General features: G+C 67.1%; 14 protein-coding genes and 1 pseudogene. 14 read left to right on the forward strand and 1 reads right to left on the reverse strand.

What is annotated here, in order from left to right:
* The first annotated feature begins 253 nt into the window (after positions 1–253).
* The 12 genes and pseudogenes from CHB73_RS07145 to CHB73_RS07200 all read left to right on the forward strand — a co-directional run bounded on the left by CHB73_RS07145 (position 254) and on the right by CHB73_RS07200 (position 8,889).
* Positions 254–922: a LexA family transcriptional regulator gene (locus CHB73_RS07145; protein ID WP_089274199.1), complete on the forward strand. Its 669-nt coding sequence runs from the start codon at positions 254–256 to the stop codon at positions 920–922.
* A gap of 138 nt (positions 923–1,060) precedes the next feature.
* Positions 1,061–1,672: a hypothetical protein gene (locus tag CHB73_RS07150; RefSeq protein WP_089273586.1), complete on the forward strand. Its 612-nt coding sequence runs from the start codon at positions 1,061–1,063 to the stop codon at positions 1,670–1,672.
* A 29-nt stretch (positions 1,673–1,701) separates the two neighbouring features.
* Positions 1,702–2,475: a GGDEF domain-containing protein gene (locus CHB73_RS07155; protein WP_089273588.1), complete on the forward strand. Its 774-nt coding sequence runs from the start codon at positions 1,702–1,704 to the stop codon at positions 2,473–2,475.
* A 153-nt stretch (positions 2,476–2,628) separates the two neighbouring features.
* A complete protein-coding gene (gene ffh / locus CHB73_RS07160) occupies positions 2,629–4,188 on the forward strand; it encodes a signal recognition particle protein (protein WP_089273590.1) in 1,560 nt (519 codons plus the stop codon).
* A 98-nt stretch (positions 4,189–4,286) separates the two neighbouring features.
* Positions 4,287–4,526 carry a 30S ribosomal protein S16 gene (rpsP, locus tag CHB73_RS07165; protein ID WP_089273592.1) on the forward strand — a complete coding sequence of 80 codons (240 nt, stop codon included), beginning with the start codon at positions 4,287–4,289 and terminating at the stop codon, positions 4,524–4,526.
* A gap of 75 nt (positions 4,527–4,601) precedes the next feature.
* Positions 4,602–4,835: a KH domain-containing protein gene (locus CHB73_RS07170; RefSeq protein WP_089273594.1), complete on the forward strand. Its 234-nt coding sequence runs from the start codon at positions 4,602–4,604 to the stop codon at positions 4,833–4,835.
* 4 nt (positions 4,836–4,839) lie between these two features.
* Positions 4,840–5,622: a ribosome maturation factor RimM gene (rimM, locus tag CHB73_RS17225; RefSeq protein WP_089273596.1), complete on the forward strand. Its 783-nt coding sequence runs from the start codon at positions 4,840–4,842 to the stop codon at positions 5,620–5,622.
* 3 nt (positions 5,623–5,625) lie between these two features.
* Positions 5,626–6,942, forward strand: a complete 1,317-nt coding sequence (gene trmD / locus CHB73_RS07180; protein ID WP_089273598.1) for a tRNA (guanosine(37)-N1)-methyltransferase TrmD — start codon at positions 5,626–5,628, stop codon at positions 6,940–6,942.
* A 36-nt stretch (positions 6,943–6,978) separates the two neighbouring features.
* Positions 6,979–7,329: a 50S ribosomal protein L19 gene (gene rplS, locus CHB73_RS07185; RefSeq protein ID WP_089273600.1), complete on the forward strand. Its 351-nt coding sequence runs from the start codon at positions 6,979–6,981 to the stop codon at positions 7,327–7,329.
* Positions 7,330–7,485: 156 nt separating this feature from the next.
* Positions 7,486–7,805: pseudogene (locus CHB73_RS07190) on the forward strand (DsrE family protein).
* 20 nt (positions 7,806–7,825) lie between these two features.
* Positions 7,826–8,506, forward strand: a complete 681-nt coding sequence (locus tag CHB73_RS07195) for a ribonuclease HII (RefSeq protein ID WP_089273602.1) — start codon at positions 7,826–7,828, stop codon at positions 8,504–8,506.
* Positions 8,482–8,889: a YraN family protein gene (locus CHB73_RS07200; protein WP_089273604.1), complete on the forward strand. Its 408-nt coding sequence runs from the start codon at positions 8,482–8,484 to the stop codon at positions 8,887–8,889. Before CHB73_RS07195 ends, CHB73_RS07200 begins: the two co-directional genes overlap by 25 nt.
* 845 nt (positions 8,890–9,734) lie before the next feature.
* Here CHB73_RS07200 and CHB73_RS07205 read toward each other — a convergent pair.
* On the reverse strand, positions 9,735–11,078 hold the full coding sequence (locus tag CHB73_RS07205; protein WP_089273606.1) for a glutamine synthetase family protein: 1,344 nt from the start codon (positions 11,076–11,078) through the stop codon (positions 9,735–9,737).
* Between the two features lie 264 nt (positions 11,079–11,342).
* On the opposite strand from CHB73_RS07205, the gene mtgA reads away from it, so the two are divergent.
* Both mtgA and CHB73_RS07215 read left to right on the forward strand, forming a co-directional pair.
* Positions 11,343–12,257: a monofunctional biosynthetic peptidoglycan transglycosylase gene (mtgA, locus tag CHB73_RS07210; protein ID WP_235641549.1), complete on the forward strand. Its 915-nt coding sequence runs from the start codon at positions 11,343–11,345 to the stop codon at positions 12,255–12,257.
* Between the two features lie 17 nt (positions 12,258–12,274).
* Complete coding sequence (locus tag CHB73_RS07215; protein ID WP_089273608.1) at positions 12,275–12,718, forward strand: DMT family transporter; 444 nt, start codon at positions 12,275–12,277, stop codon at positions 12,716–12,718.
* The last annotated feature ends 6 nt before the right edge of the window (positions 12,719–12,724 follow it).

Below are 12,724 nucleotides of genomic sequence, written 5' to 3' on the forward strand. Positions count from 1 at the left end.
AATTGTGTAACACGTTCTCCGTGCCGTCTGTTGCGAAAGTTCCTCTCCCCCCGTACCCCCCACCTGTATTTATGCTTGACGGCAGCGTTCCACCGAAACTATAGTACCGTTATAGAATAGCGTGGGCTAAATTTGACAGAAAGAGATTTGCAATTCTCTTTTAGTCGATACAGAAAGATACATACGGAGGATTCCCTTGGCAAAGCTCAAGAAAAAATGCGACGAGCGCCTCGAACGCTGGTTCGAGGAGGCCATGGAGCGCATCAAGAAGGCCACTGGAGCCCGCACGCAAGTCCAGCTGGCGGAGGTCCTGGAGGTCCGGCAGTCCAGCATATCCGACGCGAAGCGCCGGTGTTCCGTGCCGTCTGATTGGTTTTTGAAGCTGTACCGCAGCCACGGCCTGAACCCGAACTGGCTCTCCGACGGTCAGGAACCCGTGTACCTGAACGCCAGCCGGGGCGGCGTTCCGGCGGAGAACCTGCTGCGCGAGACCCCTGCCGCCTACGGCCGCGCCAACGCCCGCAGCCGCGTGGTGCAGGTGAACAGCATGGCCGGGGCCGATGGGGCCGCCGCTTCGTGGACCCCGCAGCCCGTGGAAGACCTGTGCATCCCCGAGTCGTTCCACAGGCCGGAACTGGTGGTGGTGCGCGTGGACACCGCCGCCATGGAGCCGCTGATCCAGCGCGGCGCCTTTGTCGGGGTGGATGCGGCCCAGCGCCAGCACCCGGACGGGGATCTCTGCGCCGTGCATTTCCCGCATCAGGGGCTGCTCGTTCGCCGCGTGTTTTGCCAGGGCGACAGCTTCGTGCTTCGGGCCGAGGACAAAAGCCACGCCGACATCAGCGTTCCCGCCGCCGAGATGGCCGCCCGCACCCTGGGCCGCGTCATCTGGGTCATCCAGAGCCTGGGCCAGCAGGGCTGATAGCAATGGATACGAGCCCTCCGCGCACGCGCGGGGGGCTTTTTCGCATCTTGGGCGTGTTTTGCGCGCCCGCCCCTTGATTTCCCGCCACGCGCAGGGAATACTGTCTACGGCGCATATTCGCGCCGTGGAGGCTCCATGCGTCAGTGTTCTTTTGTCGCGGCCCTCGCCCTTGCGCTTTGCCTCGGCCTCGCCAGCGGCGCTCAGGCCGCCACGGCCGACCCCTCCGCACTGCCGGAGGTCCGGGCCACATCCCCTGGCGCGCCCCCTGCCGTGGAGAGCGAAGCCGATGCCCCGCCGCCATTTGTCCGTCGGCCCAAAAGGCCTGCCCAGCCCCCCCGGCGCGACCTGACCTACGCCAGCCGCCCGGCCCCGGCCTCGTTTCGGGGCTTGGTTTGGGGCGCGCCGCTGGCGGAGGCGGAGCCCAGGGCCGGACTTGTCGCCATCACCAGTCCCAAGCCGCTGCGCGGCGCCTACCATCGCCCGGACGAACTGCTCAAAATCGGCCAGGCCGATGTGCGCAGCATCGCCTACTACTTCCAGAAGGGCGTGTTCATGGGCGCGGGGGTGATGTTCGAGGGCGAGGCCAACTACTTCCTCATCAAGGATCACCTCATGGAGCTGTATGGCCCTGGCAGGCAGGTGGGCGACCGCTATGGCTGGACCTGGGACACGCTCAGCATCGACCTGCGCCTGCGTGACGGGGTGGGGGAACTGCGCTACACCTGCGAGGCGCCTGCAAAGAAGTAGCGCGCAGCGCGCGCAAGGGGGGTGCACCCATGACGCGGCCCGACGGCCCCATTCCCAACCCGCCCCTGTGCCCGCGGAGCGCGAGCTTCGTCCACATGGCCTGCCTGGCCCTTTCGGCGGCCGCGCTGTTCGCGGAATTCCTCATCGCCTACTCCCTCATGGTCGGCGGCGGCGCAACCGCGCCGCTGCGCCCGGCCTGGGCGATACTCGTCGCCGGGTTGCTGTTGCTTGCGCTGCAGGGCGTTCTTGTGCAGACGGCCCTGGTGCGGCCGCTGCGCGAGGCGGGCCTACGCGTGGAGCAGCTCGCCCAGGCCATGGAGCAGCACACCCACCGCGACCTGCTTACGGGACTGCTCAACCGCATTGCCTTTGAGCAGATGGTGGTGCGCGAACTGGAGTCCCTGCGCCGCTATGGCGCGGGGTTCTGCGGCGTCATGCTCGATGCGGAAGGCCTGCGCCGCGTCAACGAGACCCAGGGGTACGAGGCCGGTGACCTGGCCCTGCACGAGCTTGGACAGTTGCTCAAGCGCAACGTGCGCAAGGCCGATCTGCTGTTCCGCTGGCGCAGCGGCACGTTTTTGCTTCTGGCCACGGGCATCGGGCCGGAGCAGGCCCAGCTCTTCGCGGAAAAGCTGCGCCGGGTGGTGGAGGGCCATGAGTTTCGGCCGGGAGTGCGCCTTGGCGCGTGCGTGGCCGTGGCCCAGGCGCGGCCGGAGGACGAGCCGGAGCAATTCGTTGCGCGCATGAAGACCGCGCTTGCCTTGGAGCGGGAGCGCTGCGAGCGCGACGGGCCGGAAGCCTGATCGCCGCGTTGCTTTTGTCCCGCGCGGCGGCCCATGGTCTCCCTTGACTTGACTGGTCCGCTTATGTAACACACAATCTCTTTTTGCGCGCCCCGCGCCGTTCCGCACCCGCGGAAGGGCCGTGCCGCGCCCATTGCGCATGGAGTGACGCCAGTGTTCGACAGCCTTACGGACCGCCTTTCCGAAGCCTTCCGCAATCTGCGCGGCCAGGCCAGACTGGATGAAAAAAACATCCAGGACGGCCTGCGCGAGGTGCGCATGGCCCTGCTCGAAGCCGACGTCAACTTCAAGGTCGTCAAGGACTTCGTCGACCGGGTGAAGGAGAAGGCCCTGGGCGCGGACGTGCTCAAGAGCCTCACCCCCGGCCAGCAGGTGGTCAAGATCGTCCACGACGAGTTGGTTGAGCTGCTTGGCGGCGAGCAGACCGGGCTTTGCCTCAAGCACAAGCCCGTGACCATCATGATGGTTGGCCTGCAGGGCTCCGGCAAGACCACCACCGCCAGCAAGCTGGCCAACCTGCTGCGCGCCAAGCACAAGATGAAGCCGTACCTGGTCCCGGCGGACGTGTACCGCCCGGCGGCCATCGAGCAGCTCCACGTGCTGGCCCGGCAGCTTGACGTGCCCGCCTATCCCAGCACCACGGACATGAACCCGGTGGACATCTGCGCCGATGCCCTCAAGAAGGCTGCGGAGGCCGGGTGCGACGCCGTGCTCTTTGACACCGCCGGTCGCCTGCACGTGGACGAGCCCCTCATGGAGGAGCTCTCGGCCATCAAGGCGCGCTGCAACCCTGCGGAGATCCTCTTCGTGGCCGACGCCATGACCGGCCAGGACGCGGTCACCGTGGCCGAGGCCTTTGACAAGCGCCTGGGCATCAGCGGCGTGGTGCTCACCAAGATGGACGGCGACGCGCGTGGCGGCGCTGCGCTCTCCATCAAGAGCGTCACGGGCAAGCCGCTCAAGTTCGTGGGCGTGGGCGAAAAGCTTTCCGACCTGGAGCCCTTCCACCCGGACCGCGCTGCCCAGCGCATTCTGGGCATGGGCGACGTGATGACGCTCATCGAAAAGGCCCAGGACACCATGGAGGCCGCCGAGGCCGAGAAGCTGGCCGCCAAGATGCAGCAGGCCAAGTTCGACCTGGAGGACTTCCTGACGCAGATGCGCCGGATGCGCAAGATCGGCTCGCTGGAGAGCATTCTCAAGCTCATTCCCGGCATGGGCGGCATGATGAAGAAGCTGGGCGATGTGCAGGTGCCGGAGAAGGAGATCGACCGCGCCGAGGCCATCATCAACTCCATGACCAAGAAGGAGCGCCGCGAGCCGTCCATCATCAACGCCTCCCGGCGGGAGCGCATCGCCAAGGGCTGTGGCCGCACCGTGGCTGATGTCAACGCGCTCATCAAGAATTTCGAGCAAATGAACAAGATGATGCAGAAGATCCTCGGCGGCGGGGGCGCGCCCAAGATGCCCAAGATGCCTAGGATACCCGGAATGCCCGCGGGCTATACTCCGCCGGGAACCAAGCCGCAGCCCAAGCCCAGCCCGGCCATGCTGGGCAACTCCATGGCGCCGGGAATGCCCCTGATGCCCGGCATGGGCGCAATGCCGGACATGCCCGGCGCGCAGGGCGAGGGCAAGAAGCAGCTTTCCAAGAAGACTCTGGCCGAACGCAAAAAGAAGAAGCAGAACAAGAAGCAGCGCAAAAAGCGCTGACGAAACGGCGCATCCCGCGCCCAAAGCCGATTGGCGGCGACCCTGCTTGCCAATTGGACTGAAACCGAATAACAACTCAATTCAGGGGGAAAGACACAATGGCTCTCACTATCCGACTGACCCGCATGGGCTCCAAGAAGCGTCCGTTCTACCGCCTGGTGGTGCTTGAGCGCGCCAGCCGCCGCGACGGCCGTCCGCTGGAGTTCCTGGGCCACTACAATCCCATGGTCAATCCGGTCGAGGTCGTCATCGACACCGCCAACTACGAAAAGTGGATCAAGCAGGGCGCCACCCCCAGCGACACCGTGCGTTCGCTGGTGGCCAAGCAGAGCGCCTAGCGCCTTGCTGGCAGGTTTCGCGGCAGGGGTTCCCGGCACATCTCCCGCGCACACTCTTCACATGGGGGTTCAGCCATGCTCAGGGACATGATCGAGTACATCGCCAAGTCGCTTGTGGATAACCCGGACGAGGTGAAGGTCACGGAGATCGAGGGCGAGCAGACCGCTGTGCTGGAACTCAAAGTGGCGAAAGAGGATTTGGGCAAGGTCATCGGCAAGCAGGGCCGCACCGCCCGGGCCATGCGCACGCTCCTCGGGGCGGCCTCGGCCAAGGCCAAGCGGCGCGCCGTGCTCGAAATCATCGAATAGCGCCATGAACAGCACTGCGGGACGGGGCGGACTTGTCGCCGTGGCCCGCGTGGCCAGGGCGCATGGCATCCGCGGGGAGCTCAGCATGGACATCCATGCCGACTCCCCGCTGCTTTTCGCGCCCGGCGCAACCCTCTTCCTGGAGGCCCAGAGCCAGCGCCCCGGCGCGGGCAGGCCCAGGCCCTACGTCATCGCGTCCGCGCGGGAGAACAACGACCGCTTGCTGCTGCGCCTGGTCGGCGTGGACGACAGGAACGCCGCCGAGGCCCTGCGCGGGGCCGTTGTCTACGCTTCCGAGGCCGACCTGCCCCCGCCCGACGAGGGCGAGGAGTACCTGCACCGCCTCATGGGCGCGCAGGTGCGCTTGGAGGACGGCAGCCCTGTGGGCGTGCTGGAGGCCCTGCTCGATACCCCCGGCCAGCTCACTTTCGTCATCCGCGCGCCCAAGCAGGCTGGCGGGGCGGAGATTCTCTTCCCCGCCGTGCCGGAGTTCCTCCTCGGCCTCGACGCGGACGGCGGCGAGATCGTCATCGACCCGCCGCCGGGGCTGCTGGAGCTGTATCGGGACGAGGCCGCAGCCAAGGCCGAGGCGGCGCGCGAAGCCCAGGCCAATGCCGCGCCGGGTTCCGGCGAGGCCCACCCGCGCACGTCGGCCAAGCCCGCAAAGCCCGCCGAGCCGGGCAAACCGGCCAAGCCGGGCAAACCGGCCAAGCCGGGCAAACCGGCCAAGCGTGCGGGGCAGGCCAGGCGGGGACGCTCCGGCCCGCGCGGCAAGGGGGGGCGCTAGACCGTGCGCTTCACCATCCTCACGCTGTTTCCGGAATTCTTCCAAGGCCCGCTGACCTGCGCGCAGATGGCCCGCGCCCGAGAGGCCGGAATCGTGGATTTCGCACTGGTGAACCCGCGCGACTTTTCCACGGGCCGCTATTGCCATGTGGACGACCGGCCCTACGGCGGCGGCCCCGGCATGGTCATGCAGCCGGAGCCGCTGGAGCGCGCCCTGGCCAGCGTGGAGCGGCCCGGCCGCAAGATCGTGCTTGCGCCCTCGGGACGGCAACTTACGCAGAGCCTTGCCCGCGAACTGGCGCGCGAGGAGGCGCTGACCCTGGTGTGCGGCCGCTACGAGGGCATAGACGAGCGGCTCATCGAGGCCGAGGGCCTGGAGGCCATCGGGGTGGGCGAGGCCGTGCTGAATGGCGGCGAGGCGGCCGCCCTGTGCCTTGTGGAGGCCGTGGCGCGGCTGCTGCCCGGCTTCATGGGCAAGGAGGAAAGCGGCGAGGACGAGAGCTTCTCGCACGGACTGCTGGAGCATCCGCACTATACCCGGCCAGAGGAATATCTCGGCCGCGCCGTGCCCGAAGTCCTGCGCGGCGGCTCCCACGCGGCCATCGCCCGCTGGCGGCGCGAGGCCTCCCTGGCGCGCACCCTGGCCCGCAGGCCGGAGATGCTGCGCGAGGCTCCCCTCGACGGCGCGGACATCAATTTTTTGCGCGGACTTGCGCACCCGGCGGCCCTTGGCCGGGGCCTGTTTCTGTGCCTGCTGCACCATCCCGTGCTGGACAAGGCGGGAAAAACAGCCACAGTCTCTTTGACAAACCTCGACATTCACGATATGTGCCGCGTTTCCCGCACCTATGAACTGGGTGGAGCGTTTTTTGTCACCCCGCTGGACGACCAGCGCGAGCTGGGACAGCGGTTGCTGGACCACTGGACCGAAGGCCCCGGCGGCCAGGCCAACCCGGACAGGGGACAAGCCCTGCGCCTGGGGCGCATGGCGGCCAGCCTGGACGAGGTTCTGGAGCGGGTCGCCGCGCGCACGGGCAGAACGCCCCGGCTTGTGGCCACCAGCGCCCGGGCGGGCTACCGGGTCCGGCGCGGCCGCAAGGAGCGCATGATCGCCTTCACGCCGCCGGGCGTGGTGCGCGGTTGGCTTGAGCGGGAACCCGTGGTCCTGGTGCTGGGCACCGGCCATGGACTTGCCCCGGAGGTGCTGGAGCGCTCCGACGCCGTGCTGACGCCGGTGCGGGGATTTTCACGGTACAACCACCTGCCGGTGCGGGCCGCCGCCGCCATATTGGCGGACAGGCTGCTCGGCGACGCGGGCTGAAACAACAGACAGTTTTTCCAGAAAAGGAGTCGACATATGGACATCATCAAGAAAATCGAACGCGAGCACATGCGCCTCGACATGCCCGACTTCCGCGCGGGCGACACCGTCAAGGTGCACACCCGCATCATCGAGGGCGACAAGGAGCGCATCCAGGTGTTCCAGGGCGTGGTGCTCCGCGTGAACCGCGGCACCACCGACGCCACCTTCACCGTGCGCAAGGTCTCCGACGGCGTGGGCGTGGAGCGCATCTTCCCCATGCACACCCCCTCCATCGACAAGGTGGAAGTGGTGGCCAACGGCAAGGTCCGCCGCGCGCGCATCTACTACCTGCGCAGCCTGGCCGGCAAGGCCGCCCGCGTCAAGTCCCGCCAGGCCTGGGATTAATCCCCCGGTCCATCCGGTCAGTCTGACACGCGCGTCCCCGGCGGAGCCTTTGAGCTTCGCCGGGGACTTGGTGTTTTCTCTGCCCCGCCAGCATTGCCCGCCTTGCCTCTGGGCCCCCTTGCGGGTACCTTGCGGAAAAATCGTGCAGGAGGCGGCATGAACATCCTCATCGTCCTTTCCAGCCAGGACCCGGAAATCAAGTGGAACGCCCTGCGTCTGGGCAACTTCATGCTCAACGAGGGCGACGAGGTCACTTTTTCCTCAACGGCCCGGCAGCTGGCCTGCTGGACGGCGACTCGCCGACCTTCCCCATAGCGGAGCAGGCCAAGCTCTTCACCTTGAGCGAAGGCCGACTTGCCGCCTGAGGCAAGTGCCTGGACCTCCACGGCGTGGAGGCGAGCCCCTTGGCACAGCGTCAAGGCATGAAGGACCTGGCCGGCTCCATCCGCCAGGCCGACCGCATCCTCAACTATTGACCACGGGAGCCCACACCGCCATGCCCAAAGCCCGCATCAAGGCTGCGCAAGCCGCCCTGCCCGACCTGCCGCCCTTTGCGCCGCAGGGGCTTGTGGCGGGCCTGGACGAGGCCGGGCGCGGCTGCCTGGCCGGTCCTGTGGTCTCGGCCGCCTGCGTGCTGCCCGAACGCTACGACCTGCCCGGCCTCACCGACTCCAAGGCCCTCTCCGCCGATCGCCGCCACACCCTGGCCCTGGCCATCCGCCAGCAAGCCGTGGCCTGGGCCCTGGGCCTTGCCTGGCCGCGCGAAATCGACCGCGTCAACATCCTGCAAGCCTCCCTGCGCAGCATGGAGCGCGCCGCAGCCCGCCTGCGCGTGGCTCCGGTCCTGCTCCTGGTGGACGGCAACCAGCGCATCGACTCGCCCCTGCCGCAACACACCGTCATCGGCGGCGACGCCCTGTGTCCGGCCATCTCCGCCGCCAGCATTCTTGCCAAGACCTGGCGCGACCATCTTCTTTGCATCCTGGACCGTCTGCACCCCGGCTATGGACTCAGCATTCACAAGGGCTACGGCACCGCCATGCACCAGGACGCCCTGCGCCGCCTCGGCCCCTCGCCCATCCACCGCCTGAGCTTTCGCGGCGTGCTGCCGGAACAACAACAATCCGCAACGCTGTTGCAGGAAAAGCAGCAATGTCTGCCCGGCATCTGCACGTAGGCCGCCTGGGCGAAGACGCCGCAGCCGCCTTGCTGGAAGCCAAAGGCCTGTGCGTGCTGGAACGCAACGCCGTCTTCGGCCGCCTGGAGCTGGATCTCGTGTGCCAGGACCAGGACACCCTTGTTTTCGTGGAAGTGAAAACCCGCGCCGAAGGCTCGTTGGGCACACCGGCCGACGGGCTCAGCCCCCAGAAGCGCGCCCGGCTGCTGCGCGCCGCACAGGCCTATCTCTCGCACCACCACCGTTGGCATCAGCCCTGCCGCTTCGATCTTGTCAGCGTCCTCGTGCGGCACGACATCATCCAACACATCGAGCACATCGAAAACGCCATGAGCGCCGATGAGCCCCAAGGACGCCGAACCAGCTCCTGGCAACCCTGGTAGCCAGGCATAAGGCTTGGCGTACTGCCTGTTTCATGCTCCGCAGGCCAGGGGCTGCGCGCCCCTGGACCCGCGTGGATGGGGAAAGGGGCGGCGCTTCTTTTGCCTTCCCCTTTATCCGGGGTTCCAAGGGGCCGGAGAGGCCCCTTGGCCGCCGGAGGCATGAACCGGCACAAGCGCTCTGCCTGCATCATGCTCCGCAGGCCAGGGGCTGCGCGCCCCTGGACCCGCGTGGATGGGGAAAGGGGTGGCGCTTCTTTTGCCTTCCCCTTTATCCGGGGTTCCAAGGGGCCGGAGAGGCCCCTTGGCCGCCGGAGGCATGAACCGGCACAAGCGCTCTGCCTGCATCATGCTCCGCAGGCCAGGGGCTGCGCGCCCCTGGACCCGCGTGGATGGGGAAAGGGGCGGCGCTTCTTTTGCCTTCCCCTTTATCCGGGGTTCCAAGGGGCCGGAGAGGCTCCTTGGCCGCCGGAGGCATGAACAGGCACAAGCGCTCTGCTTGCATCATGCTCCGCAGGCCAGGGGCTGCGCGCCCCTGGACTCGCGTGGATGGGGAAAGGGGTGGCGCTTCTCTTGCCTTCCCCTTTATCCGGGTTTCCAAGGGGCCGGAAAGGCCCCTTGGCCGCCGGAGGCATGAACCGGCACAAGCGCTCTGCCTGCATCATGCTCCGCTGGCCCCCCGAAGGGGCGACTGGTACGGCTATTGCCTGGGCGGCCCGGTGAACCGGGTGGATGCGTGGGGGCTGGAGGGGAAATGAAAAGGCGGGAAGCACGAAAGCTCCCCGCCTTTTTGTGTTTGTGGAGGCGTGCTCGGCCGGGTGCGGATGCTCTTGGCGCGAGGCTGCCGCTTAGAGCACCGGCAAATACCGTTCGAGCTCGAACTGCGTGACCTGCGTGCGGTACAGGTCCCATTCCATGATCTTGTTTTCGTAGAGTTTGTTGAAGATGTGGTCGCCAAGGGTCTCGCGCACCAGTTCGCTTTTGCGCATCTCTTCGGCGGCCTCGTACAGGCTGCCGGGCAGCGAGGTGATGCCGTGGCTGTCCAGGGTCTCCTGGTCCATGTGGAAGATGTCGGCCTCGACGGGGTCGGGCAGGGGGTAGTTCTGCTCCATGCCCTTGAGCCCCGCGGCAAGCATGACGGCGAAGGTGAGGTAGGGGTTGGCGGCCGGGTCCGGGCAGCGCAGCTCCATGCGGGTGGCGGCCTCCTTGCCGGGCTTGTACATGGGCACGCGCACCAGGGCGGAACGGTTCCTGCGCGCCCAGGCCACGTAGACCGGGGCCTCGTAGCCGGGCACAAGGCGCTTGTAGGAGTTCACCCACTGGTTGGTGACGCAGGCGAATTCGCGGGCGTGCTTGAGGATGCCTGCGATGTAGCTTTTGCCTTCGCTGGACAGGTGGTACTTGTCCGAGGGATCGAAGAAGAGGTTTTTGCCGTTCTTGAACAGCGACTGGTGCACGTGCATCCCGGAGCCGTTCTGGCCGTAGATGGGTTTGGGCATGAAGGTGGCGTAGGCTCCGTGCTTTCTGGCGACCTCCTTGACCACCACGCGGTAGGTCATGGTGATGTCGGCCATTTTGAGGGCCTCGGCGTAGCGCATGTCGATTTCGTGCTGGCTGGGGGCGACCTCGTGGTGGCTGTACTCGATGGCCACGCCCATCTGCTCCAGGGCGAAGATGATGTCGCGGCGGATGCTGTTGCCCAGGTCCAGGGGCGGGGCGTCGAAGTAGCCGCCGTGGTCCAGCAGCTCGGTGCCGCGGTCGTTGCCGAAGAGGAAGAACTCCAGTTCCGGTCCGCAGTAGTAGGTGTAGCCCTTTTCGGCGCATTTGCGCAGCACGCGGCGCAGGCAGTAGCGCGAGTCCGCGGCGTAGGGCTGGCCGTCCGGGGTGTGGATGTCGCAGAACATGCGGGCCACGGGACGTTCCGCGGGACGCCAGGCCAGCACCTGGAAGGAGGTGGGGTCGGGCATGGCGATCATGTCCGACTCCTCCACGCGGGCGAAGCCCAGGATGGACGAGCCGTCGAAGCCCATGCCCTCCTCGAAGGCGGCTTCCAGTTCGCGCGGGGTGACCTGGAAGCTCTTGAGGGTGCCCAGGATGTCCACGAACCAGAACTGGACAAAGCTGATGTCGTATTCCTTGACGGCCTTGAGCACGTCGTCGGCGTTGCGGCAGTTGAAGATGGGGATGTTCATGGGGCGGTCTCCTGTTCTGCGGTGGTTGGGTGCGCGTCCCTGGGCGCGGAGCGCACGCGGGCTGAAAGCCGGGCCTGCGTTTCGAGGGGTATCCTCAGGCCATGTAGATTCTAGCCGCGCCAGGCGAGTCTGTAAAGCGCGGCTGAAACAGGGTGGGCTCGGCGTTCCTGGGCCGCCCATGGCCTGTTCGGCCGGGAACCTGGACGCCAGACCGCTTTCCGGCTAAACACCTGTGGTTGGCCATGTGGCCACAAAGGAGCAGCGGTGCGCAAGCCGATACTCACAGTCGCGGGGCTCGCCTTGCTGGCGGCCCTGGCCTACCTGGCCTCGTTCTTCGTGTACCCGGACGTGGGGGCGTTGGCGAAGAAGAATCCGGGCAAGACGGCCTTTATGGAATGGCGCGAGGCCCAGTGGGCCGAGAAAGGCGAGAAGAAGAAGATCACTCAGCGCTGGGTGCCGCTCTCCCGCGTTTCCCCCCTGTTGGTGAAGGCCGTGCTCATCGGCGAGGACGACAAGTTCTACCACCATGAGGGGTTTGACTACGAGGCGCTGGAGCAGGCCTTTGAGAAGAACCTCAAGGAAGGGCGCTTTGCCGCCGGGGCCAGCACCATCAGCCAGCAGTTGACCAAGAATCTGTTCCTTTCGCCGGAAAAGAGCCTGACCCGCAAGGCCAAGGAGGCTATCCTCACCTGGCGCATGGAGCGCACGCTCTCCAAACGGCGCATCCTGGAGCTGTACGTCAACGTGGCCGAGTGGGGCGACGGCATTTTCGGCGTGGAGGCCGCCAGCCGCCACTATTTCCAAAAGCCCGCCAGCCAGCTCACCAGCATGGAGGCCGCGCGCCTGGCCGCCGTGCTGCCCAATCCCATCCGCTTCAACCCCGTGGGCTCCCAACGCTACGTCACCTTCCGCGCGAACCTCATCCATTCCATCATGGTGCGCCGGGGCATTGCCGTGGCGGGCTTCCAGGAGGTCATGGAGGGCAAGGATGAGCCTGCCGAACCGGCCGAACCGCTCGGGCCGGGCGAGCCGCACAACGCGACCGGACCGGGCGAGCCCGCTGGCGCGAGCGTGGGCTCCGAGGGCAACCGCGGCGACGCCCCGGCCGCTCCGGACGCCGTGGCTGCGCCGCCCTCCGCAACGGGCCAGCTTCCGGCGGGACCGCCGACCACCCCCTAACGCCACAAGGAGTTCGTATGCGCCCGTTGATCATGCTCACCGCCCTTGTGGCCGGGGCGCTCATGCCGTTGCAGGCCGGGGTCAACGCGCGCCTGCGCGTGCACCTGGGCGATGCGCTCTCGGCCTCGCTGGTGAGTTTTTGCGTGGGCACGGTGGCCCTGTTCGTGTTCATGGTGGTCACGCGCGCCCCGTGGCCGGGCGCGGCGGCGGCCGCCTCAGCGCCGTGGTGGTCTTGGCTGGGCGGCACGCTGGGCGCGTTCTTTGTGGCGGTGACGGTGCTGCTGGCCTTCAAGCTCGGGGCCACGGGCCTCATGGCCTGGATCATCGCCGGGCAGTTGGTGGCCTCGCTGCTGCTGGACCATTACGGCGTCATCGGCTTTCCCGTGCGGGAGGTGACGTGGCAGCGGCTGGCAGGGGTCGGGCTGCTGCTGTGCGGCGCGCTGCTTGTCAACGAGTACTAGGACGGT

The sequence above is a fragment of the Humidesulfovibrio mexicanus genome, assembly GCF_900188225.1.
Lineage (GTDB): Bacteria > Desulfobacterota > Desulfovibrionia > Desulfovibrionales > Desulfovibrionaceae > Humidesulfovibrio > Humidesulfovibrio mexicanus.

Coding starts and splice junctions, on each gene's coding strand:
- CHB73_RS07145 (WP_089274199.1), top strand. CDS start 254: ATGGAGCGCATCAAGAAGGCCACTGGAGCCCGCACGCAAGTCCAGCTG.
- CHB73_RS07150 (WP_089273586.1), top strand. CDS start 1,061: ATGCGTCAGTGTTCTTTTGTCGCGGCCCTCGCCCTTGCGCTTTGCCTC.
- CHB73_RS07155 (WP_089273588.1), top strand. CDS start 1,702: ATGACGCGGCCCGACGGCCCCATTCCCAACCCGCCCCTGTGCCCGCGG.
- rpsP (WP_089273592.1), top strand. CDS start 4,287: ATGGCTCTCACTATCCGACTGACCCGCATGGGCTCCAAGAAGCGTCCG.
- CHB73_RS07170 (WP_089273594.1), top strand. CDS start 4,602: ATGCTCAGGGACATGATCGAGTACATCGCCAAGTCGCTTGTGGATAAC.
- rimM (WP_089273596.1), top strand. CDS start 4,840: ATGAACAGCACTGCGGGACGGGGCGGACTTGTCGCCGTGGCCCGCGTG.
- rplS (WP_089273600.1), top strand. CDS start 6,979: ATGGACATCATCAAGAAAATCGAACGCGAGCACATGCGCCTCGACATG.
- CHB73_RS07195 (WP_089273602.1), top strand. CDS start 7,826: ATGCCCAAAGCCCGCATCAAGGCTGCGCAAGCCGCCCTGCCCGACCTG.
- CHB73_RS07200 (WP_089273604.1), top strand. CDS start 8,482: ATGTCTGCCCGGCATCTGCACGTAGGCCGCCTGGGCGAAGACGCCGCA.
- CHB73_RS07205 (WP_089273606.1), bottom strand. CDS start 11,078: ATGAACATCCCCATCTTCAACTGCCGCAACGCCGACGACGTGCTCAAG.
- CHB73_RS07215 (WP_089273608.1), top strand. CDS start 12,275: ATGCGCCCGTTGATCATGCTCACCGCCCTTGTGGCCGGGGCGCTCATG.